Source organism: Cognatishimia activa (assembly GCF_026016445.1).
In the GTDB taxonomy this organism is placed as follows: Bacteria; Pseudomonadota; Alphaproteobacteria; order Rhodobacterales; family Rhodobacteraceae; genus Cognatishimia; species Cognatishimia activa_B.
On sequence record NZ_CP096147.1, the window covers coordinates 1228201 to 1250540 of the forward strand.

Annotated in this window: 24 protein-coding genes and 1 tRNA gene; 11 read left to right on the forward strand and 14 right to left on the reverse strand. The window is 53.1% G+C overall.

Annotation, left to right across the window (positions count from 1 at the left end; all coding sequences use genetic code 11):
* Positions 1–151: 151 nt before the first annotated feature.
* Both M0D42_RS05980 and M0D42_RS05985 read left to right on the forward strand, forming a co-directional pair.
* Positions 152–2197: an ASKHA domain-containing protein gene (locus M0D42_RS05980; protein ID WP_265020681.1), complete on the forward strand. Its 2046-nt coding sequence runs from the start codon at positions 152–154 to the stop codon at positions 2195–2197.
* A 48-nt stretch (positions 2198–2245) separates the two neighbouring features.
* Positions 2246–2319: transfer RNA gene (locus M0D42_RS05985), tRNA-Gly, on the forward strand.
* A 74-nt stretch (positions 2320–2393) separates the two neighbouring features.
* Here the strand turns inward: M0D42_RS05985 and phoB are convergent.
* The 10 genes from phoB to M0D42_RS06035 all read right to left on the reverse strand — a co-directional run bounded on the left by phoB (position 2394) and on the right by M0D42_RS06035 (position 11907).
* Positions 2394–3080, reverse strand: coding sequence for a phosphate regulon transcriptional regulator PhoB (gene phoB / locus M0D42_RS05990; RefSeq protein ID WP_265020682.1), 687 nt, complete (start codon positions 3078–3080; stop codon positions 2394–2396).
* A 12-nt stretch (positions 3081–3092) separates the two neighbouring features.
* The gene (phoU, locus tag M0D42_RS05995; protein ID WP_265020683.1) at positions 3093–3815 is read right to left on the reverse strand and encodes a phosphate signaling complex protein PhoU; all 723 of its coding nucleotides are present in this window, start codon (positions 3813–3815) and stop codon (positions 3093–3095) included.
* 11 nt (positions 3816–3826) lie between these two features.
* Positions 3827–4624, reverse strand: coding sequence for a phosphate ABC transporter ATP-binding protein PstB (pstB, locus tag M0D42_RS06000; protein WP_265020684.1), 798 nt, complete (start codon positions 4622–4624; stop codon positions 3827–3829).
* Positions 4625–4646: 22 nt separating this feature from the next.
* Entirely contained in the window at positions 4647–6011 is a 1365-nt protein-coding gene (gene pstA, locus M0D42_RS06005) for a phosphate ABC transporter permease PstA (protein ID WP_265020685.1), read from the reverse strand.
* Positions 6008–7480, reverse strand: coding sequence for a phosphate ABC transporter permease subunit PstC (pstC, locus tag M0D42_RS06010; RefSeq protein WP_265020686.1), 1473 nt, complete (start codon positions 7478–7480; stop codon positions 6008–6010). The genes pstA and pstC overlap by 4 nt, the downstream gene beginning before the upstream one ends.
* 85 nt (positions 7481–7565) lie before the next feature.
* On the reverse strand, positions 7566–8603 hold the full coding sequence (locus M0D42_RS06015; RefSeq protein ID WP_265020687.1) for a substrate-binding domain-containing protein: 1038 nt from the start codon (positions 8601–8603) through the stop codon (positions 7566–7568).
* Positions 8604–8733: 130 nt separating this feature from the next.
* Positions 8734–9762, reverse strand: coding sequence for an ATP-binding protein (locus tag M0D42_RS06020; RefSeq protein WP_265020688.1), 1029 nt, complete (start codon positions 9760–9762; stop codon positions 8734–8736).
* Between the two features lie 74 nt (positions 9763–9836).
* Complete coding sequence (locus M0D42_RS06025; RefSeq protein ID WP_265020689.1) at positions 9837–10361, reverse strand: gamma carbonic anhydrase family protein; 525 nt, start codon at positions 10359–10361, stop codon at positions 9837–9839.
* A complete protein-coding gene (gene gmk / locus M0D42_RS06030) occupies positions 10358–11014 on the reverse strand; it encodes a guanylate kinase (RefSeq protein ID WP_265020690.1) in 657 nt (218 codons plus the stop codon). Before gmk ends, M0D42_RS06025 begins: the two co-directional genes overlap by 4 nt.
* Before the next feature lie 2 nt (positions 11015–11016).
* Positions 11017–11907 (reverse strand): YicC/YloC family endoribonuclease, encoded by an 891-nt coding sequence (locus M0D42_RS06035; protein WP_265020691.1) that lies wholly within the window; start codon positions 11905–11907, stop codon positions 11017–11019.
* Between the two features lie 208 nt (positions 11908–12115).
* Between M0D42_RS06035 and M0D42_RS06040 the strand changes: the two genes are divergently transcribed.
* The gene (locus M0D42_RS06040; RefSeq protein ID WP_265020692.1) at positions 12116–12787 is read left to right on the forward strand and encodes a PAS domain-containing protein; all 672 of its coding nucleotides are present in this window, start codon (positions 12116–12118) and stop codon (positions 12785–12787) included.
* 51 nt (positions 12788–12838) lie between these two features.
* On the opposite strand, the gene M0D42_RS06045 is transcribed toward M0D42_RS06040, so the two are convergent.
* Positions 12839–14209 carry a class II 3-deoxy-7-phosphoheptulonate synthase gene (locus M0D42_RS06045; protein WP_265020693.1) on the reverse strand — a complete coding sequence of 457 codons (1371 nt, stop codon included), beginning with the start codon at positions 14207–14209 and terminating at the stop codon, positions 12839–12841.
* A gap of 146 nt (positions 14210–14355) precedes the next feature.
* On the opposite strand from M0D42_RS06045, the gene M0D42_RS06050 reads away from it, so the two are divergent.
* The gene (locus M0D42_RS06050) at positions 14356–15360 is read left to right on the forward strand and encodes a GlxA family transcriptional regulator (RefSeq protein WP_265020694.1); all 1005 of its coding nucleotides are present in this window, start codon (positions 14356–14358) and stop codon (positions 15358–15360) included.
* Here M0D42_RS06050 and M0D42_RS06055 read toward each other — a convergent pair.
* Positions 15357–16451 carry a PQQ-dependent sugar dehydrogenase gene (locus M0D42_RS06055; RefSeq protein WP_265020695.1) on the reverse strand — a complete coding sequence of 365 codons (1095 nt, stop codon included), beginning with the start codon at positions 16449–16451 and terminating at the stop codon, positions 15357–15359. The two genes, M0D42_RS06050 and M0D42_RS06055, sit on opposite strands and share 4 nt — an antisense overlap.
* A 251-nt stretch (positions 16452–16702) precedes the next feature.
* On the opposite strand from M0D42_RS06055, the gene M0D42_RS06060 reads away from it, so the two are divergent.
* Together M0D42_RS06060 and M0D42_RS06065 are read left to right on the forward strand one after the other, a co-directional pair.
* On the forward strand, positions 16703–16831 hold the full coding sequence (locus M0D42_RS06060; RefSeq protein WP_265020696.1) for a hypothetical protein: 129 nt from the start codon (positions 16703–16705) through the stop codon (positions 16829–16831).
* 71 nt (positions 16832–16902) lie between these two features.
* A complete protein-coding gene (locus M0D42_RS06065) occupies positions 16903–17238 on the forward strand; it encodes a TfoX/Sxy family protein (protein WP_265020697.1) in 336 nt (111 codons plus the stop codon).
* 3 nt (positions 17239–17241) lie between these two features.
* Here the strand turns inward: M0D42_RS06065 and rpiB are convergent, their stop codons facing one another.
* Both rpiB and ndk read right to left on the reverse strand, forming a co-directional pair.
* Positions 17242–17682, reverse strand: coding sequence for a ribose 5-phosphate isomerase B (gene rpiB / locus M0D42_RS06070; protein ID WP_265020698.1), 441 nt, complete (start codon positions 17680–17682; stop codon positions 17242–17244).
* A 97-nt stretch (positions 17683–17779) separates the two neighbouring features.
* Positions 17780–18202 carry a nucleoside-diphosphate kinase gene (gene ndk, locus M0D42_RS06075; RefSeq protein WP_265020699.1) on the reverse strand — a complete coding sequence of 141 codons (423 nt, stop codon included), beginning with the start codon at positions 18200–18202 and terminating at the stop codon, positions 17780–17782.
* A 236-nt stretch (positions 18203–18438) separates the two neighbouring features.
* On the opposite strand from ndk, the gene M0D42_RS06080 reads away from it, so the two are divergent.
* The 5 genes from M0D42_RS06080 (at position 18439) to M0D42_RS06100 (ending at position 22326) form a co-directional block, all read left to right on the forward strand.
* Positions 18439–18798: a winged helix-turn-helix transcriptional regulator gene (locus M0D42_RS06080; RefSeq protein ID WP_265020700.1), complete on the forward strand. Its 360-nt coding sequence runs from the start codon at positions 18439–18441 to the stop codon at positions 18796–18798.
* Positions 18799–18875: 77 nt separating this feature from the next.
* Positions 18876–19151: a hypothetical protein gene (locus tag M0D42_RS06085; protein ID WP_265020701.1), complete on the forward strand. Its 276-nt coding sequence runs from the start codon at positions 18876–18878 to the stop codon at positions 19149–19151.
* Between the two features lie 47 nt (positions 19152–19198).
* Positions 19199–21052 (forward strand): ABC-F family ATP-binding cassette domain-containing protein, encoded by a 1854-nt coding sequence (locus M0D42_RS06090; RefSeq protein WP_265020702.1) that lies wholly within the window; start codon positions 19199–19201, stop codon positions 21050–21052.
* A gap of 17 nt (positions 21053–21069) precedes the next feature.
* Positions 21070–21699, forward strand: a complete 630-nt coding sequence (locus M0D42_RS06095; RefSeq protein WP_265020703.1) for a MarC family protein — start codon at positions 21070–21072, stop codon at positions 21697–21699.
* A gap of 39 nt (positions 21700–21738) precedes the next feature.
* Positions 21739–22326, forward strand: a complete 588-nt coding sequence (locus tag M0D42_RS06100) for a retropepsin-like aspartic protease family protein (RefSeq protein WP_265020704.1) — start codon at positions 21739–21741, stop codon at positions 22324–22326.
* Positions 22327–22340: the final 14 nt, after the last annotated feature.

A 22340-nucleotide genomic window follows, 5' to 3' on the forward strand; every position in this document is an offset into this window, starting at 1 on the left:
CGCTTCCCTATTGCATGTTCGAGGCAGATGCGAAAGGCCTTTTCTGCATGTGAAGGTCGGCAATGAGCATGATTTGATCGCTTCGCGGCTTTCGCTTTCCAAATATTCGCCTATTGTCGCCGAAACGAGCGCGAAATTGACAGGTGCAGACATGAGCCAGGATCCCTTAGTGATCTTTACCCCGTCCGGAAAACGAGGTCGTTTCCCGGTAGGAACGCCCCTTCTGACGGCGGCCCGTCAACTGGGTGTGGACTTGGATTCGGTTTGCGGTGGTCGCGGGATTTGTTCGAAGTGTCAGATCACGCCATCCGTTGGAGAGTTTCCCAAACATGGCGTTACGGTTTCCGAAGATGCGCTTTCTGAATGGAACGCGGTAGAGCAGCGCTACAAAGACAAACGTGGTTTAATTGATGGGCGTCGCCTGGGGTGTCAGGCGAAGGTGCAGTCAGATGTTGTGATCGATGTGCCACCAGAAAGTCAGGTCCACCGTCAAGTGGTGCGTAAACGCGCTGAAGCACGCGACATCACCCTAAATACGGCTGTGCGACTTTACTATGTCGAGGTCGAACAGCCTGACATGCACAAACCGTCTGGTGATTTGGAACGTCTGAAGACAGCGCTGAAAAATCAATGGTCGATCGAAAACCTGACCATTGACCCAACCCTGCTGCCTCAGTTGCAGCCTCTGTTGCGGAAGGGTGAATGGTCAGTCACTGTCGCGGTTCATCAAGGGCATAACAGCGACACAGCTGAGATCACGCGTGTCTGGCCGGGTTACTATGAAGGGTCCGTCTATGGGCTCGCTGTTGATCTCGGCTCGACGACCATTGCTGCACACCTCTGCGATCTCAAATCAGGTGAGGTTGTTGCATCGTCAGGTATCATGAACCCGCAAATTCGCTTCGGCGAAGATCTGATGAGTCGCGTAAGCTACGCCATGATGAACAAGGGCGGCGATCAGGAAATGACAAAGGCTGTGCGTGAAGGTATGCGCGCTTTGTTTGATCAGATCGCTGGAGAAGCAGAGATTGAAAAAGATCTCATTTTGGACGCGACCTTCGTCTGCAACCCAGTGATGCATCACCTCTTCCTTGGCATCGATCCTTTTGAGTTGGGTCAGGCACCTTTCGCCTTGGCGCTCAATACATCTTTGTCGTTGAAAGCCAGTGATTTAGAGCTTGGTCTTCATCAAGGTGCGCGTGTCTATCTCCTGCCATGTATCGCAGGACATGTGGGTGCGGATGCCGCGGCAGTTGCTTTGTCGGAGTCCCCAAACACCTCCGAAGACCTGGTGTTGCTGGTAGATGTTGGCACAAACGCTGAGATCATTCTTGGGAACACAGACCGCGTACTGGCTTGCTCCTCACCCACTGGTCCGGCCTTTGAAGGTGCCCAGATCAGCTCTGGCCAGCGCGCAGCCCCTGGTGCGATTGAGCGCGTTGAGATTGATCCGGTGACGAAAGAACCAAGGTTCCGTGTCATCGGTTCTGAACTTTGGTCTGACGAAGAAGGTTTTGACCGCGAAATCGCCACAACCGGGATTACTGGCATCTGCGGTTCAGGGATTATCGAGGTCATTGCAGAAATGCGCCTTGCCGGGCTTCTTGATGCCTCAGGCCTCATCGGCAGTGCAGAGCAAACCGGCAGCGCACGCTGCATCGCTGACGGGCGCACGCATTCTTATCTGCTCTGGGATGGTTCAGCAGATGGCGGACCCGTCATAACTGTGACCAATCCTGACATTCGTGCCATTCAGATGGCTAAGGCCGCGCTCTACTCTGGTGCACGCCTTCTTATGGATAAGTTTGAGGTCGACACTGTTGATCGTATCGTACTGGCCGGCGCCTTTGGGGCACATATCTCGGCCAAACACGCCATGGTTCTGGGTATGATCCCCGATTGCCCACTTGAAAAAGTCACAAGCGCTGGCAACGCTGCGGGTACGGGCGCACGAATTGCGCTGTTGAACATTGATGCCCGTCAAGACATCGAAAAAACCGTGGGCGAGATTGAAAAGATCGAAACAGCTGTGGAGCCGCGCTTCCAGGAACATTTCGTAAATGCCTCTGCGATGCCAAACTCCGCAGATCCGTTCCCGATCTTAAACGCGCTCGTGGCTCTACCTGATGTTTCCTTCAATGCGGGCGGAGGCGAGGAATCTGACGGGGGTCGGCGTCGACGCCGGCGGCGCGGATAGCTGATCTGCCTTGCGGTTGCCTCTTCTGTCAGTTAGTCCAATGCGGGCGCGGGTATGGTGAAAAGGTATCACGGCAGCTTCCCAAGCTTTAGTTACGGGTTCGATTCCCGTTACCCGCTCCAACTTCCTAACGCCGCTTAATTAAAAAGGCCGGGCTCAAGCCCGACCTACATTCATTCCATCTGCTTGGTGTTAGTTACCCTAAAGCATACCCTGCCCCGCGCACAGTGCGCACTGGGTCTTCACCGCCATGCAAACAGAGCGCTTTGCGCAAACGCCCCACGTGGACGTCAACGGTGCGGCTATCAACGTAGATATCACGGCCCCATACCCGATCCAGCAGCTGTTCGCGGCTCCAGACGCGGCCTGGCTTCTCCATAAATGTGGACAGCAGGCGAAACTCTGTCGGGCCGAGTTTCAACTGATTGTCGGCACGTGTGACGCGATGGGTTTCGCTGTCTAGGATGATATCTTCAAACTCCAGACGCTGACCGACGGTCGAGGGGCGAACGCGGCGCAGTTGATTGCGCACACGTGCCATCAGCTCCAGTACGGAATAGGGTTTTACGACATAGTCGTCGGCCCCAGTTTCTAGACCACGCACACGATCAACTTCTTCAGACCGCGCAGAGAGCATAAGGATTGGAATAGAGCGTGTTTCTGATCGCAGCTTCAGGCGACGACAGATCTCGATGCCTGAAATTCCCGGCAACATCCAATCAAGGACAATGATGTCAGGCGCTTCCTCTGAGACAAGAAGCATCGCTTCATCGCCATCAGAGGCTGTCACGACGTCAAAGCCTTCGGACTGAAGGTTATAAGACAGAACTTCGCGCTGCGCAGGCTCGTCTTCGACAAGCAGAACTTTTGGATGATCAGACATGGTCTTTTCGTCTTAGGAATTTGGTACCGAGGCCTCAGGGTCGCGGGAGGTGATGTCTTCTTTGATGCGGCTTTCATCCGGCATGCTGCCAGTCACCAGATAGATCACCTGCTCGGCGATTGCGGTGACATGGTCCCCCATGCGTTCGGTGTTCTTGGCGATGAAATGCAGGTGCATACATGGAGTGATGTAGCGCGGGTCTTCCATCATGAAAGTCAGGAACTCACGGAAGAGCGCGTTGTACATCTGATCGATCTCACGATCGCGTTCCAGAATGTCATAAGCCAGTTCAACGTCGCGTTGGATATAGGCATCCAGTGCATCTTTTAGCATCAGTTGCACTTCGCGGGCCATGCGGCCAAGCGCGGTGCGGGAACCTTCGACTGGCACCATCTGGACAAGTACAGCGTTCCGTTTCGCCATGTTCTTGGCGTAGTCACCAATACGTTCGAGGTTCCCCCCGATTTTCATCACTGATAGGATAACGCGCAGGTCAACTGCGGCCGGCGCGCGCAGAGCGATGATACGGGAGGCCTCTTCGTTGATCATCTCTTCAAGGGCATCAATTGCCTTGTCGCTTTTGCGAACGCGATCAGAAAGTTCTTCGTCCCGGTCACGCAGCGCTTTAGCGGCATCCAGGATGTTCTGTTCGACCAGACCACCCATTTTCATGATATGGGCCTGAACGCTTTCCAGATCGCGGTCAAAGCCTGAAACAATATGCGTATCGTTCATTGAAAAAGTCCTTAGCCGATCCGACCGGTGATGTAGCTTTCGGTGCGCTCATCGGTTGGGTTGGTGAAAATTTTGGAGGTGTCGTCGTACTCGACCAGATTGCCGAGGTGGAAGAACGCAGTCTTTTGTGAGACACGCGCCGCCTGTTGCATGGAGTGGGTTACGATGACCACGGAATAACGGGATCGCAGATCGTCGATCAGCTCTTCGACCTGTGCGGTTGCAATCGGGTCAAGCGCTGAACACGGCTCATCCATCAGCAGAACCTCTGGTTCTGTCGCGACAGCACGAGCGATACACAGGCGCTGTTGCTGACCACCAGAAAGGCCAGTGCCCGGTGCGTGCAGACGGTCTTTAACCTCATCCCAGATCGCGCCGCGACGCAGGGATTTTTCAACGATCACATCAAGGTCGGCTTTAGAGTTCGCCAATCCGTGGATGCGCGGGCCGTACGCGATATTGTCGTAAATCGACTTTGGGAATGGGTTAGGCTTTTGGAACACCATGCCCACCTTTGCGCGCAGCTGAACCGGGTCAACCTTTGGGTCGTAGATATCTTCACCATCCAGCGCGATTTTACCTTCGACACGGCAGATATCGATGGTGTCGTTCATGCGGTTCAGGGTGCGCAGGAAGGTGGATTTACCGCAGCCTGACGGGCCGATAAAGGCGGTCACGGTTTTGTCTTCGATCTCAACAGAGACGTCTTTGATGGCGTGGTTGTCGCCGTAGTAGACTTGGACCTTGTCCGCGGCGATCTTGATGTCTTGTTGCTCCACGGCGGTCTCCAGATTTGGTGCGTCGTACATGGGTTTGAAACCTTCTAACAGATTACCAGCGGCGTTCGAAGCGGCGGCGCAGGATCACTGCGATTGTATTCATGGTGACAAGGAAAACGAGCAGGATGATGATGCCACCCCAGGCGCGTTCATAGAACGCTGGGTCGGCACGTTTGGCCCATTCGTAAATTTGTGCAGGCATGGCAGAGTTCGGCGACAGAAGGCCTTCGGCAATGCCCGTTGGTGCGTTCGACGCGATGAAGCCGATCATACCGATAAGAAGCAACGGAGCGGTTTCACCAAGCGCCTGCGCCAGACCAATGATGGTGCCGGTCAGGATGCCCGGAGCCGCGAGAGGCAGCACGTGGTGGAAGACCGATTGCATCTTAGACGCGCCTAGACCCAGAGCCGCGTCACGGATGGACGGAGGCACAGCCTTTAGGGACGCGCGGGTTGAGATGATGATCGTTGGCAGAGTCATCAGCGTTAGTACCAGACCACCGACCAGCGGCGCTGACTGTGGCAAGTGCATGTAGTTGATGAAAACCGCCAGACCCAGAATACCAAATACGATGGACGGAACCGCCGCAAGGTTTGAGATATTCACCTCGATGATGTCGGTCAGCCAGTTCTTCGGTGCGAACTCTTCCAGATAGATCGACGCGGCAACACCGATTGGCAGAGCCAGACCCAGAACAACCAGCATCATGAAGAAAGAGCCAGCCATTGAGACGCCGATACCCGCAGCTTCTGGACGTTGGTCAGAGGCGTCTGCGCCGATGATAAAATTCAGATTGAACTTCTTTTTGATCACGCCCGCCTCGACCAGCTGATCCACGAAATCAAGCTGTTCAGGTGAAATATTCTTGTCATTAGCGATGCTTTCGCGGCTCACGCGACCTTTAAGGTAGCCATCCACGCGGCTGTTGGCCAGGAAGGTCATTTCAACGGTGGAACCGATCTGATTGATGTCTTCCAGAACCAGGTTCCGCAGGTCTTTCGCAGCCGATTTGGATAGCAGACCGGCCATGGCTTTGGACTTGAGCTCGGTTTCAATGCCAAGCTCTTCGACCTTGGCCTCGAAAGCACCTTTCAAAAGCGGCGCATAGCCGAAGGTGGATACCTTCTTAATCTTCTCAATGTCGCGCTCGCCTTTTTTGTCGAGCTTGCTTTCCAGAAGTTCGACTTCAAGCGTCACAAAGGTCTGCTGGAAGGCGCTATAACCGTTGCCGATAATAGTCGTCAGCAGCACGATCAGCATCAACAGGCCGGTTGCGATGGCCGCGATACCGTACATTTTGAAACGGCTTTCGGCTGCGTTGCGCTTTTTGGTGCGGTCGTCCAGCGTGTGGATCGACGTCTTAACAGCTTTAGGGGCTGCATTCGGCCCAGTGTCAGGCATGGATGCGTCGCTCATTCGTACTGCTCCCGATATTTGCGCACGATGTAGAGGGCGAGGATGTTCAGACCCAAGGTCAGCACAAAGAGTGTCAGACCAAGGGCAAAGGCCACCAGTGTTTCAGGGGAGGCAAAGTCGCCGTCACCTGTCAGCTGGCTGACGATACGTGTGGTGATGGTTGTCAGGGCCTCGAGTGGGTTGCCGGCAAAGCGGGCAATGGCCCCTGCCCCCATGACCACGATCATGGTCTCACCGATCGCGCGCGAGGCCGCCAGAAGGATGGCACCAACGATGCCCGGTAGAGCCGCTGGCAAAACCACCTGTTTGATGGTTTCAGACTTAGTTGCGCCAAGGCCATGAGAGCCATCCCGCATTGCCTGTGGCACCGCATTGATGATGTCGTCAGACAGCGAAGACACGAATGGGATCAGCATGACGCCCATAACGATGCCCGCTGTCGCAACGGAACGCGCATCAGTCATCCAATCAACACCCAGCACACCGCCGTCACCAAAGATTTTCAGCAGGAACGGACCGAATGTGACCAGAGCGAAGAGGCCGTAAACGATGGTTGGAATACCCGCGAGGATCTCTAGCAGCGGTTTTGCAAAACTGCGCACCGGCTTGGAGGCATACTCAGAAAGGTAGACCGCTGCGAAGAGACCGATTGGCACAGCCACAATCAGCGCGACGATGGAAATATAAATCGTGCCCCAAAGCAGCGGCAGGATCGACAGTTCGGAGTCGCCACGGAAGTTTGGTGCCCATGTGGAACCGAAGAAGAAATCCGTCCAGCTGTGCAAGCCAAAGAAGTTTTTAGTTTCAAAAACCATCGACAGGACGATGCCAACGGTGGTCAGGATTGCGATCGAAGCGGCCGCGATCAGCAGGATCAGCACGCCATTCTCTACAACATTGCGTGCCCGGAAATCTTTGTGGCTGCGCAAATAGGAATAGCCAAAACCAGCAGCAGCCAGAGACAGCACAAGCAGCGTCATCATCAGCGTGCCATCGGCATTCTGAGCCCGATAGGCCTGTGCGGCTTCCATGACCTCTGGTTTCACCTCAGAGCCAAGTGCAACGCCAATTTCACCAAGACGGCTTCGCACATCAGTCAAATCAGCGCGCATATTGTCGGCTTGGTCGCCCGTCAAAGCGCCCTGCGCAACAGCCAGATCAAGACCATCCGCGATGCGGCGCACGTCGGACATCACCAGATCCAACGGTGTACCTTCTTCAAGGCTCTCGACGGAAATCATGGACGAGACGGAGTTTTCGATGATCATCGGCTGCGCCAAGGACCAGATCGCCAAAACAAGCGCTGACGGTACTAAGACGGAAAGCGCAACATTCATCCCATAATAGATGGGCAGAGAATGCAGGTTCCGGCTATCGCCATCCCCCGAGGACAGCGCCCGCTGTCTTCCAAGAAAAAAGCCGACCGTTGCAAAAGCAATCACGATCAGCACAAGCCACAACACAGGCATGAGAACTCCGGATTCTGGTTAGTTTGGACTGGCCAAACGAATAAGGGATGGCGCGCAATCACGCCATCCCCAAATAAGCCTTAGCTTACATGTTTGCGCCAAGAACAGCTTCTTCGGAAACCGCTTCTTGTGTCATTTCCAGCTCTGGGTCAGACACCAGGCCGTATTCTGCCAGAGGGCCATCTGGGCCAGCGATTTCGTCTGCAACGAAGAATTCAGCGTATTCTTTCAGACCTGGGATCGCGCCGATGTGTGCTTTCTTCACGTAGAAGAACAGTGGGCGGGATACTGGGTACTCACCAGTCGCGATGGACTCGGTGGAAGGAACGATGCCGGACATAGTTGCAACTTGCAGCTTGTCGGTGTTGTTCTCGAAGAATGCCAGACCGAAGACGCCGATGCCGTCTTTGTTGGATTCGATGGATGCCAGAGTTTCTGTGTAGTCACCGTCGATGTCTACAGAAACGCCGTCTGTACGCAGTGCGATACACGCTTTTTCAGCTGCTTTCTTGTCGCCGCCCAGATCCGCTTTGATCAGGTCGAATGCGCCAGTTTCTTCACAGCCCGCCAGGATCACTTTGTCCTCAAAGACTTCACGTGTGCCGTGCTTTGTGCCTGGGATGTAAGCTGCCAGAGGCTGCGCTGGGAACGCTGGGTTCACGTCTGCCCAAGTTTTGTTTGGGTTGTCGACCAGCTTGCCGTCTACCAGAACTTTGTCAGACAGAGCGTTGAACCAGTCAACAGGTGTGAATTCAAAGCCGTTGCCGTTGATGTCGGATGCGAAAACGATGCCGTCATAACCGATACGAACTTCAATGATGTCAGTTACGCCGTTTTCTGCGCAAGCTTTGATCTCTTTGTCTTTGATTTTGCGGGAAGCGTTGGCAACGTCGATGGTGTTTTCGCCAACACCTTCGCAGAAGCGCTTCAGACCTGCGGAAGAACCACCAGATTCAACAACTGGGGTTGGGAAGTCGAAGTTCTCACCGAAAGCTTCAGCAACGATGGAAGCGTATGGCAGAACAGTGGAAGAACCGGCAACTTGCACTTGGTCGCGTGCAGCAGCAGAGGTGGCAGCAACGGCAGCGATCGCCAGTGCGGAAGCAGTCAGCTTGACAGACATGTAATTAACTCCTGAGTGTCCGAGCCGCTTTGTTTCGCGGCTTCGGGGCTGGAAGTAGGTGTTTCTGGCAAAGCTTTTGTGACACCAATGTAACGCTTTTATGACAAGCCTCGTGACGTGCGAAAAAACGTTAATTTTTTGGCAAAATAACCGTGAAAGTACTTCCTTCTCCAAGCGTACTTTCGATTTTCATACGCCCTCTGTGACGGGCGACTATGTGTTTTACAATCGCAAGGCCCAGTCCGGTGCCCCCCATCTCGCGAGAGCGGTGAGAATCGATGCGGTAGAATCGCTCTGTCAGCCGTGGCAGGTGTACGGGATCAATACCGGGGCCCGTGTCGGTGACCGAAATACGAACCGCGGCTTTACGCAATGTCGCGTCTTTTTCGACCTGCTCGACCCGAACTGTCACTGTCCCTTCACTGCCTCCGTATTTCACGCCGTTTTCAATGAGGTTCGTGAAGACCTGGATCAGTTGATCCCGGTCAGAAGGCACTTTCAGCGCACCATCGGGTTTTTCAAAGATGATTTGATGATCAAGAGATTGGGCAACCTCGTTCAGATTTCGAACCACGGTCGATAGGATGTCCCCGACGTCTTCTGCAGTCCGAGGACGCATACGCGCGTCTTCTTCGACACGGCTGAGCGATAGTAGGTCGCCCACTAGCCTATTCATACGACTGGCTTCCCCCGCCATGATGCCCAGAAAACGTTCGCGCGCTTTCGGGTCATCTTTCGCAGGACCACGCAGAGTTTCAATGAAGCCAAGCAAGGCCGTCAAAGGTGTCTTCAGCTCATGGCTCACATTGGCGACAAACTCTCGACGGATTTCACCGGCTTGCTCAACATGTGTGACATCCTGAAAACAGGCGAGCACGCCGATGTCATCACCCAATGATACAAACGAGCAGTTCACTTCAAAGCGTGTTTCCTGACCTTCTTCATTGTGTAGATAGATCGCCTTCTGAGGTTCCTTTGACTGCAAGCATTTCTCTATTGCGGAAATCAATCCAGGCTGGCGGAACACCATCACCAGCGCCCTATCCTCAGACGCATTCGGTTGCAGAGCAACGGCGCGGGCATTGGCGCCACGCACACGTGAATCCGTGCTGACAAATAAAGCAGGCAGCGGGATCGCTTCGAGCAGCGGGGCAATCATGGTCGGACCTTCGTCTTGGGCATTTGTGCGCAGACTTGGGGAACGGGTCTCAATTGTAAACCCTGTTTATGCCTCTAGCTCAGTGGTGCTAACCCTTTACGGAAGCGTCGCATATTGGCCTGATATCCTAATGCGCTTTTGCGCAGGCCTTCGATACCCGCCTCATCCAACTGCCGAATGATTTTGCCGGGTGCGCCCATCACCAAAGAGCCATCTGGAATTTCTTTGCCTTCTGTGATCAGCGCATTGGCACCAATCAAGCAATTCTTTCCAATCTTCGCACCATTCAGCACTGTCGCGCCCATACCAATCAAGCTGTTATCGCCAATGGTACAGCCATGAAGCATTGCTTTGTGTCCTATGGTGCACCCTGTCCCAATTATCAGCGGATACCCCATGTCGGTGTGAAGTATGGAGTTTTCCTGAATATTGCTGCCAGCGCCGACCACAATAGCTTCGTTGTCACCTCGCAGAGTGGCCCCAAACCAAATGGAGGCCTCTTCTTCGACAATGATTTTGCCGATTACATTTGCATCCGGCGCAATCCACGTGTCATCTGCAACCTCTGGGGAGACACCATCCAAAGCATAAAGGGTCATTCTTCTACCTCGGTGAATTCCTGATGTAGGCCGCGGATAAAATCCATCATGCCAGGTTGTTGGGAAAGCTTTAGCCGCTCGGCCGAGATAATCGCTTTGAGCCTTTCAAAAGTTGTGTCTAAATCATCATTTATCAGCACGTAATTGTAGCCATCCCAGTGGCTGATCTCATCCCAGCTTTTTGACATGCGCTTCTGGATCACCTCGGCCGCGTCTTGACCGCGGCTCTCAAGCCGACGACGCAACTCTTTAATGGAAGGCGGCAGCACAAAAATCGACAACACGTGATCCTGCAGGGAGGATCGGCTGATTTGCTGAGCACCCTGCCAATCCACGTCAAACAACACATCTGCCCCGTTTTCGATGGCTTTCTGCACTGGAGCCTTTGGAGAGCCATAGAAGTTCCCGAAAACGTGGGCGTGTTCCAGCATGCCGTCTTTGGCAACGGTCTCTTTAAAGGCATCTTCAGTGAGGAAGTGATAATCCACCCCATCTTCTTCACCAGAGCGCGGCGCGCGCGTGGTGGCTGAGACAGAGAACTCAATGGTTGGATCCCATTCACGCAGGCGCTTAGAAAGCGTCGACTTCCCGGCTCCTGACGGAGAGGAGAGGATAATCAAAAGGCCCCGGCGGGTATCAACACGGTTTTGCATCGTTATTCCACGTTTTGAACTTGTTCTCGCATCTGATCGATCACCGCTTTGAGATCAAGACCAACACGGGTTAGATCGACATTCTGTGCTTTCGAGCAAAGCGTATTTGCCTCACGGTTGAATTCCTGCATCAAGAAATCGAGTTTCCGACCAATGGGGCTGCCTTGTTTGATCAAATCCTGCGCTGCTGCGACATGGGCTTTCAGCCGGTCTATTTCTTCTGTGACATCCGATTTGACCGCAAGCATTGCTAATTCCTGAGCAATCCGCGCCTCATCAACACCATCAGTATTATCCATAATCTTTTTTAGATTTGTCCGAAGGGTTTCCGCGACTTCAACTTTGCGCTGATCAGCAATTTCTAATGCCTTTTCAGTGATCTCTGCGATTTCCTTAACCTGTCCAAGTAAGAGCGTTTCCAAAGTGGCTCCCTCGTTTTCGCGCATTTCAATGAAGCTTTTCAGCAGTTCTGGATAGGCTTTGACAAGCGCCTTTGATAGGGCTTCTGAATTGCCATCTGCATTGGTGCTTTCCAAAACCCCCCTGACTGCGAGCACATCAGTTGCATTGCTTGGGGATAGCGTGTGACCCTGATCAAGTGCTTTCTGCTCCACTTCCGCAAGTGCAGCCAGTACTGCATCTAACGTTGCATGATTGAGCGCTAGATTGGCCGCTTCTTCAGCGCGCTGTACCCGGAGGCTGAGGGTCATAGAGCCACGTGTCACAGCTTTAGATGTTGCAGCCCGCAGTTGCGGCTCTAGCCCTTCGATCCAATCTGGTACGCGAAAGCGAAGATCGAGCCCCTTGGAGTTCACACTCCGAAGCTCCCAGGCCCAAGTGTAGCCCTCGGCTTCCCCTTTGCCCCCGGCAAACCCGGTCATGGACTGCAACATGCTCGCTCTCCTGTTTTTTCTTTACCTATCACTTCGAAACCCGGCTTGACCATGGCAAATCAAAGCTGGATTTCTGATGCGTAATTAACCAATTCGTAAGAAGTTGCGCTAATTTTCATTCAAATCTGCCATATTAAGAAAACGGTAAGCATGAGGTTGTGCTGGCCGCTTAGACAAGCATCGAGGCTTGAATTGGGAGTGCGCAGATATGATGAAGGGTTTCTTCGGTTCAACGGGTGGATCGCTTTCTAAGCAGGATGGCGAGTCAGGTTTCGCTGCTGCAGTTGAAGTGGAAACCTATTGGCAGGCTTTACGGGATCAAAACCATGTTCCCCACCGCCGCGACCTCGACCCTCGCGGAATCCGGGGATCGCTGTCCAAGGCCTTCGTTCTTGAGTGCAATGAGGGTGATCAGCCTCGGTTTCGCATCGTGGGGTCAGATCTTTGCGACTTGCAAAAAACAGACCTTCGTGGCTTGCCAGTGACCACTCTCATCCCGCTGCACAAACGCCCAATGATGGAAGAAATGATAATGGACGTGGTGCGGCTGCCGGCGCATGCTCAGTTGGATTTCATGTCAAAAACTGCTGAGGGTGAGACCTACGATCTCCGCATGGTTCTTATGCCTATGAATGATGATCAAGGCCGATGCACACGCATTCTTGGTTGTTTGGATTTTGAAACACAGTTGCTTTCAAAGCGCCGTCGACTGGACTTAAAAATGACGGGTTCCATCATTCGTCCGCTTGGAACAGAACGACAAGCGATCGTTCGACGCATGCATCACCGTGGCCTGAAGCTCGTCACGTCATCTACAACTGTTCGTTCCAAAGCTCGTCGACCTCGTTCTGTGCCATACCTGACTTTGGTTACGTCATAAGAAAAAGGCGCACCCGAGGGCGCGCCTTATATTTTTCTTCTTCACAGCGGATTAGCTGGCTTTTGCCGCCAATGTATCAGCGCGCAGGCTGGATAGCTCTTCTGCCACCAGGAATGCCAATTCCAAAGACTGGCTGGCGTTCAGACGTGGGTCGCAAGCTGTGTGGTACCGATCGGACAGGTCTTCTTCGGTTACGTCACGTACACCACCGGTGCACTCTGTGACGTCTTGCCCGGTCATCTCGAAATGCACACCACCAGGGATCGTGCTTTCCGCTTTGTGGACCGCGAAGAATTCCTGAACTTCACGCAGAACGCTATCAAATGGGCGGGTTTTGTAACCCGTCGCAGATTTGATGGTGTTGCCATGCATCGGATCACAGGACCAGACAACATTCGCGCCTTCTTCCTGAACCGCTTTGATGAGGCGTGGCAGGTGATCACCTACAGTGCCTGCACCGAAACGTGCGATCAGGGTCAGACGGCCTGCTTCGTTTTCTGGGTTCAGCTTCTGCATCAGAACTTTCAAGTCGTCAGCAGTGGTTGTTGGACCACATTTCAGACCGATTGGGTTTTGAACGCCCTGCAGGAACTCAACATGCGCACCGTCTGGCTGACGTGTGCGGTCTCCGATCCACAACATGTGGCCTGAACCGGCCAGCCATTTGCCAGAAGTCGAATCCAGACGTGTCAGCGCTTCTTCATACTCCAGCAACAGCCCTTCGTGGCTGGTGTAGAAATCAACGGTGTGCAACTCATGCTCATGCGCGCTGTTGATGCCTGCGGCTTCCATGAAATCAAGCGCATCAGAAATGCGGCTCGCCATGGCACGGAACTTCGCGGCCTTTTCACTTTCGGTAAACCCAAGAGTCCAACCGTGAATGTCACGCATATCCGCGTAACCACCTGTGCTGAACGCACGTAGAAGGTTCAGCGTCGCTGCTGCCTGAGTGTAAGCTTGCAGCATCTTGGATGGATCCGGGATGCGGCTTTCAGGGGTGAAGTCCAGCTCGTTGATGATGTCACCACGGTAGCTTGGCAGCTCTACCCCATCCACCGTTTCAGTTGGTGCTGAACGTGGTTTTGCGAACTGACCCGCCATACGGCCGACTTTCACAACAGGCACTTTGGCGCCAAAGGTCAGCACCATTGCCATCTGCAACATCACTTTGAAGGTGTCACGGATATGATCTGCGCTGAACTGATTGAACGCTTCCGCACAATCGCCACCTTGCAGCAAAAAGGCCTCGCCGCGAGACGCGGCTGCCAGTTTTGCCTTAAGGCTCCGCGCTTCGCCAGCAAAGACCAAGGGCGGATAGCTTGCGAGCTTCGCTTCTACAGCGTTGAGCGCGTCCTGATCCGTATAGTCCGGCATCTGAACCCGGGGCTTCGCGCGCCAGTCAGATTTTTGCCATTCTGCCATTGTCTTTACTCCGAATTGAATAAGCTAGTTTGCCCGCTAACAATCGCGGACTGGCAACGTATGCCAAATATCGATCTTGACGAAAACCCCGCAAATGCTTCAACTGCCATATCTGCGCAATTTTTGAAAAGTGAGACTCAGCGAGCGTGACACAAGACTACATTTCTCCAGTGCCAGTTGAACCGTCAGCACAGGAACCGCGCAGATTTGTCTTCGTTTTATTAAATGAGTTTACACTCTTTGCTGTTGCCACAGCCACTGAATGTCTACGCGTGGCCAATCGCATGTCAGGCAAACAACTCTATAGCTGGGCCAGTACTGCCGAATCTCTGGAACCCGTTGTAAGTTCAGCGGGAATTGCCTTTCCGGTAGATATCCCTTTCGATGAAGTCACCCGAGACGATACACTCATAGTCTGCGGTGGATTGAATATTCAGTCTAACTCCACAGCGAAAACCATGGGCTGGCTTAGGAAGATTTCCCGTCAGGGCGTTAAGATCGGCTCTTTATGTGCTGGCGCGCACGCCTTGGCCAAGGCCGGGTTGCTGGATGGACACCGCGCGACCATTCACTGGGAAAATCAGGATGGATTTATCGAGGATTTCCCAGAGATTCAGCTGACACGCTCGGTCTTTGCGATTGATCGCAATCGATTCACTGCGGCAGGCGGCACAGCTTCCATTGATCTGATGTTGCGTATGATTGCCGATGATCATGGAACTGGTCTGTCAAATGCCGTGGCGGATCAATTCATTTATTCATCGATCAGAACCGATCAGGATTTCCAGCGTCTATCAACGCCTACCCGTATGGGCGTGCGCCACCCACGCCTTGGTCAGGTGATCGATCTGATGGAAGCCAATATTGAGGAGCCTGTCAGCCCCTCTGAACTCGCTGAAAGCGTCGGCATGTCCACGCGCCAGCTTGAGCGGTTATTCAGGCGTTATCTCGATCGTTCCCCTAAGCGATACTATATGGAACTTCGGTTGGGACGCGCGCGTAACCTTTTGATGCAAACGGATATGAGCATCATAAATGTGGCCATCGCTTGCGGGTTTTCTTCGCCGAGCCATTTCTCAAAATGCTATCGCACGCACTATGGGATCACCCCTTATCGAGAGAGAGGCAGCATGGGGTCTTCAGGCAGTTAGCGGGAGATTTGAAAGATTGCCCCGCGATCTTCCGAGATAAACCAAATCGTCCCGTCAGGCGCTTGCCGAACGTCGCGCACACGTTTGGTTTCAGCTGACTTCAAGGCCTCAACTTCCGTGAGGTTTGCCCCGGATAGTCTTGAAATATAATCAAATTTCAAACTTCCAATGAAGATGTCACCTTGCCACTCATCAAAGAGATCATCTTCATAGACCATCAGGCCCGAAGGCGCGATCGAAGGATCCCAGAAGTGTTCCGGTTGTTCCATGCCCGCTTTTCTGGTGCCTTCGCCGATCTTGCCACCAGAATAGTGGCGTCCATAAGCGATGACGGGCCAACCGTAGTTCTTACCCCTGCGGACAAGGTTCACCTCATCCCCGCCACGCGCCCCGTGTTCCACAGCCCAAAGCCGACCTGATTGATCAAAAGCCATTCCCTGTGGATTGCGGTGGCCGTAGCTCCAAATTTCTGCCTGAGCAGAGGTGCCGCCCGTGAAAGGGTTACCATCCACGGCTTCGCCAGATTTGGCAATTCTCAGGACACTGCCATTGTGGGTTGCCAGGTTCTGCGCGGAGGGGCGATCCCCTCTGTCTCCGATGGTGACATACAGAGATCCGTCCGGCCCTTCGGCTATTCGGCTGCCGAAGTGACGCCCGCCGCTCGACCCCTCTGCGATTTCAAAAATCGTTTCCACTTCAGTGAGCGCGCGCTTGTTCACATCCAGACGCGCACGCGCGACTGCTGTGCCACTGCCTCTTGGCTGTTTCTTAGCAAATGTCATGAATATGTTTTGAGTGATGGCAAAGTCTCCTGGCACCAGAACATCCAACAATCCTCCCTGCCCCTCGGCCTCAACATTCGGCAGACCTGAAATACGGTATTTGCTGCCGTTTGGATCAACGAGATAGAGGCGCCCACGACGTTCCGTGACCAGAAATTGGTTCTCTGGCAAAAATCCGATCGCCCAGGGTGTTTTGAATCCTGATGCAATGCGGGTCAGGGTCAGATCCCCAAGAGAGCTCTGCAAAGTCTGCGCCGTAGCCCCAATCGTTGAAGCCATAAAAAACAAACCAATCAACAAAACGCGCATATATGCTCCTCCCACCGTTCCCAGATGATATTGGAGCATCGGAGCACTGGGTAAAGGTGCCATTTAAGATTGTGATCAGATCGATTGGATGCAGATCGGCAACAGTTTTGACTTTCACCGGCATATTGTTGCCCGAATCGTCATTCATCCTACCCGAAGGGACATGGGCCAATCCGCCCGCCCCTTTGTAACGAGGACCGAAGAAAAGCAGACTAAAATCAGGTTCTTGGAAGAGTATGAGGAGCAGTCAAATGCCGATTACAATGCAAAACGACCCGAAGCAGTCATCCGGTTCAACACGTCCGAAACCGCCGGTAAAAGCGACCGAGCAGAAGCCAGAAGGCAAAAAGCCGATCTTCACCGATTGGGCGTCTATCTAAGCTGACATCACTTGTCAGTAGCTTCGAATTCCTGATGGGACAGGTTCCTGAACCGTGGTAATGCGGTCTTCATGGGAACGCCGATTTCAACCATCAAAAACCTTGGCCCGGCCTATGAAGAGGCCTGCGCCCGCGCTGGAATACATTCGGCCGAAGAATTGCGAGAGATCGGTGCAGATGATGCCTATGGGCGCATCCTGAAAACCGGCCAACGCCCTCACTTTATTGGATATTACGTTCTGGTCATGGCCCTGCAAGGTCGCCCCTGGAACGATTGCAAAGGCAAGGAAAAGGCCGAGCTTCGCAAACGCTTTGATGCGTTGAAAGCTATGACCTTTGATAAGGGGCGCTCTGATCTGGAAACCATATTGAACCAGATCGGTGTGATTGAACGCCCCTCAGGCTAAGTCTTACTGTTCGATCATATCGACGCGCGTTGCGTGGCGGCCGCCTTCGAATTCAGTGCTTAGGAATGCATCCACGATCTCAAGAGCCAGGCTTTCGCCGATAACCCGTGCACCAAGAGACAGCATCTGCGCGTTGTTATGCGCGCGGATCATCTTTGCAGAGAAGGTATCGCTGCAGACGCCGCAACGGATACCCGGCACTTTATTGGCAGCCATCATGATGCCCTGCCCGGTGCCACATAGAATGATACCCAGATCAGCTTCGCCATCGGCAATCTTCTGAGCCGCAGCTTGGCCATGCAGCGGGTAGTGCGTGCTCTCAGAGGTCATCGGGCCAATGTCGATGGCTTCATAGCCAAGATCAGCCACATGTTTGGCAATGGTTTTGCGCAGTTCGATATCAGCGTGATCGCTCGACAATACGATGCGTTTTGCAGTGGTCATAGTTGTTTCCAATTCGGTGGTATCCCATTGGGGCAAAAGAAAAGCCGCCTCGCGGGAAACGAGACGGCCTATCTGAATTCTCAGATCACAGCGTGGCTTAGCCAACCAGCTCCAGACCGGAGAAGAAGTATGCGATTTCAACAGCCGCTGTTTCTGGCGCGTCGGAACCGTGTACGGAGTTCTCACCTACGGACTCAGCGAACTCTGCACGGATGGTGCCAGGTGCTGCGTCTGCTGGGTTGGTTGCGCCCATAACTTCGCGGTTTTTCGCAATTGCGCCTTCACCTTCCAGAACCTGTGCAACGATTGGCGCGGACGCCATGAATTCGCACAGTTCGTCGTAGAAAGGACGCTCTGCATGTACTTTGTAGAACTCACCTGCTTGGGCTTTGGTCAGGTGGATGCGCTTCTGAGCAACAACACGCAGGCCTGCTTCTTCGAATTTGGCGTTGATTGCGCCAGTCAGGTTACGACGAGTTGCATCAGGTTTGATGATGGAGAATGTACGTTCCAGAGCCATTGGAGAAACCTCGGACTAAAAGTTGAATTTGGGCGCGCAGTAGCATGGGGCACATCGTTTGGGAAGCCCAAAGGCGGCCGTCACAACATCAATTCCAACATCTAACCGAAAGCACCCTTCAAAACTTAGTTCGCTGTGTGGGACTAGGCTCAATAATCATTCTAGAACTATTCATCATACTTAGTATGATTATAACCATAAACCCGCAATTCACACCTAGTCTGAATATCATACTAATGGAAATATCTGAAAAACGACCTGATCCAGTTGTACATTGCCAGTCCCTAGTTGGTGGCAAATGGAAACTCCTGATCCTCTACGTCATCAAATCCGGCAGCAATCGCTTTGGCGCGATGCAAAGAGAGATCCCTGGCATCACAAAACAGATGCTGACACAGCAACTGCGGGAACTTGAGGCTGATGGGCTTCTGGATCGTAAGATATTCGCAGAGATCCCACCACGCGTTGAATACACCATGACCAAGCGTGGTCGTTCGCTTCTTCCGATCGTAGATGCGATGAAAACTTGGGGGGAATGGGATCTTGCGGCGGATGATAACGACAAAGACCGCTATCAATTGGCAATGAATTTCTAATTCGCTTTTATTTCCCAATTAAATTTGTCAGGTATTTCGGTGTCACGATTCGTGGCACCTATTGAAAGGATATACTGATGAGAACATTGTTATTGGCTGGATTTATCAGCCTCGGCTCCATGGCCCAAGCAGGTACAGAAGCCCTGCCCCTGACTTATGAAACTTTTGAAGTTTCCGTTCCGCATATGGATTTGGAAAACTGCCCGAGCGGAATGGATGTGACCAACGCATTTTGCCGCGCAACTCTACATCATGAAGAGTTCCACGTATTCGCATTCTCTTATGATAATGAAAGCCCATTGGTTGGCTTCAAAACTTACTCTGCAGAAGGGCTTGATGCGCTGCTGAAGTAAGCAAATGCGATTGACAAGCCACGCCGCGTCATAGACTGCTCGCAGCCATGTTACGTATTCAGGATATCTCCTACAAAGTCGAAGGCCGTTCTTTGTTTGAAGACGCGTCAGCGACGATTCCGACGGGCCATAAGGTCGGTCTGATTGGCCGCAATGGTGCAGGCAAAACCACGCTGTTTCGTCTGATCCGCGGTGAATTAGCGCTAGAAGGCGGTACGATCTCCCTGCCAGCACGAGCGAAGATCGGCGGTGTGTCGCAAGAGGTTCCAAGCAACGAAGTATCTTTGATAAATACGGTTTTGGCGGCTGACACGGAACGCGCTTCTTTGTTGGCAGAGTCCGAAACAGCCACCGATCCGGAGCGTATCGCTGAGATTCAGACGCGCCTGACAGACATCGACGCCTGGAGTGCCGAAGCGCGCGCCAGTTCGATCCTTAAAGGTCTTGGGTTTGATGACGCAGATCAGCTTAAGCCATGCTCTGCCTATTCTGGCGGTTGGCGCATGCGCGTTGCATTGGCTGCTGTTCTGTTTTCAGAGCCAGATTACCTACTGCTCGACGAGCCGACCAACTATCTGGACCTTGAAGGGGCGCTTTGGCTGGAAAACTATCTGGTCAAATACCCGCACACGGTTCTGATCATTTCCCACGACCGGGAACTTCTGAACCGCTCGGTGAACGGTATCCTGCATCTGGATGAGCGTCGTCTGACCTACTACACTGGCGTTTACGATCAATTCGTGGATCAAAGGAACGCACAGCGGGCCGTTCAGGCCGCGGCGGCTAAAAAGCAAGACGCGCAGCGTGCGCATTTGCAGGCCTTTGTTGATCGTTTTAAAGCCAAAGCCAGCAAGGCAAAACAGGCGCAGAGCCGTGTGAAAATGCTGGAAAAAATGAAGCCCATTACAGCGCCGGAAGATGCGGCACGTGTGGTTTTCACCTTTCCCCAACCAGACGAGCTGTCGCCGCCAATTATCTCTACTGAAGGCGCCTCCGTCGGCTATGGCGACACTGTCGTTCTGAAGAACCTTGATCTGCGTATCGATCAGGATGATCGCATCGCTTTGCTGGGTAAAAACGGTCAGGGTAAATCCACACTGGCGAAATTGCTGTCCGGCCGCTTGGAAAAAATGGGTGGCAAATACGCCAAGTCCAACAAGCTTAAGATCGGATTCTTTGCGCAGCATCAGGTAGATGAGCTTTATGTTGATGAAACACCCATCCAACACCTGATGCGCGAGCGCGGTCATGAAGGACAGGCGCGCATTCGGGCGCGTCTCGCTGGTTTTGGTCTTGGAGCCGCCCAAGCGGACACGGAAGTTGGGCGTCTCTCTGGTGGGCAAAAGGCACGTCTGTCGCTGTTGCTGGCCACATTGGATGCACCGCAACTGCTGATCCTCGACGAACCGACAAACCATTTGGACATCGAAAGCCGGGAAGCTTTGGTGGAAGCGCTAACTGCCTACAAGGGTGCTGTCATTCTGGTCAGTCACGATATGCACCTTTTGTCTTTGGTCGCAGATCGTCTGTGGCTGGTGAACGACGGGACGGTCAAACCCTATGAGGAAGACCTTGCAGCCTATCGCAAGTTGCTTTTGGCCGCTGACAAGCCTGCCAATTCCAAGAATAAGCCCGCGAAACCGCCGGCTAAAAAAGCCACTCGTGACGTGATTTTGGCTCTGCGTGCCGAGGTTCGAAAATGCGAAGCGCGCATTGAAAAGCTGACTGAGATGAGTGATAAACTCTCTAAGAAACTCGCGGACCAGTCGCTCTATGAGGATGGTCGATTGGACGAGATGGAAGTCTGGCAAAAGAAGTATGGCGAAGTCATGGAAGCACAGGATCGTGCCGAAGAGCTTTGGATGACTGCGCTGGAAAAGCTTGAAAAAGCTGAGAGTTAAGACTTAGGGTCACCGTCATGGATACCGCGTTTTTGATCACGTCCTTCGCGACGCTCTTTGTGATTATTGACCCGATTGGATTGCTACCAATCTTCATCGCTTTGACACCAGGCATGTCAGCGGCGCAACGGCGTGCGATTGCCTTTCGGGCAAGCATTGTTGCCTTCATGATCCTTGCGCTCTTTGCGTTTTTTGGCGAGGCCGTGCTTGGATTTATCGGCATTTCAATGCCCGCTTTCCGCATAGCGGGGGGCGCGCTTTTGTTTTTGACCGCGTTAGACATGCTATTTGAACGCCGCACCAAGCGGCGCGAAGATCAGGCGCATGAAAATGAGGAATACGACAGTTCCAGCGATCCATCTGTCTTTCCTCTGGCAATCCCGTTAATTGCCGGCCCGGGTTCGATCGCGACCGTCATTCTACTTGCGGGGCAAACCCCTGGCATTCAAGGTACTTTTCTGGTTTTGGGTGTCGCACTTGCAGTGATTATTTCAGCGATTTTGCTGTTCCTTGCTGGTGGCATTTTGGAACGAGCGCTCGGAAAAGTGGGCATCACCGTTGTCACGCGCTTGCTCGGTATGTTGTTGGCTGCGCTTTCCATCCAGTTCATTCTCGACGGGCTGAAAGCCTTTGGTTTCGCCTCGTAACAGCCAAGTACACTTCCTATATGACTGATTGGAGGCTTTATGGATCACTTCTCAGTCGGACATTTAATTTACCTGGTGGTTTTGACTGCCATGGTGCTGTTTTGGTTCTTCTCTGATGCCCGACAATCGCTCGGAAAATCCCTGCAGCACGCAGTGGCATGGGGGTTAATTTTCCTAGGTGTGATTGCTGCGGTGTCGATGTGGGATGGAATCAAGGCAGCTCTTGTCGGTGAGCCTCAGCGCATCGTCTATGCCGATACGCCCGCAATCGAGATCCCCCTTCGGTCCGATGGTCATTACTACCTGACTGCTGAGTTGAACGGATCATTGATTGATTTCGTTGTCGACACCGGGGCGACTTCGATAGTTCTAAATCAGTCAGATGCGAAACGTGCTGGGATCGACCCAGCCGATCTTCGGTTCAATGGTCGTGCGCGGACTGCAAATGGTACAGTCGCGACAGCGACCGTTGTGATCGATGACTTTGCTGTTGGCCCGTTTCGCGATAAGAATGTTGTCGCACAGGTCAACCAAGGGGAGCTCGACGTTTCACTTTTAGGGATGACCTACTTGTCGAAATATGGGGAAATCGTCATCTCGGGCGGCAAGATGATCCTATCGAGATAGATGAGAAATGGCTG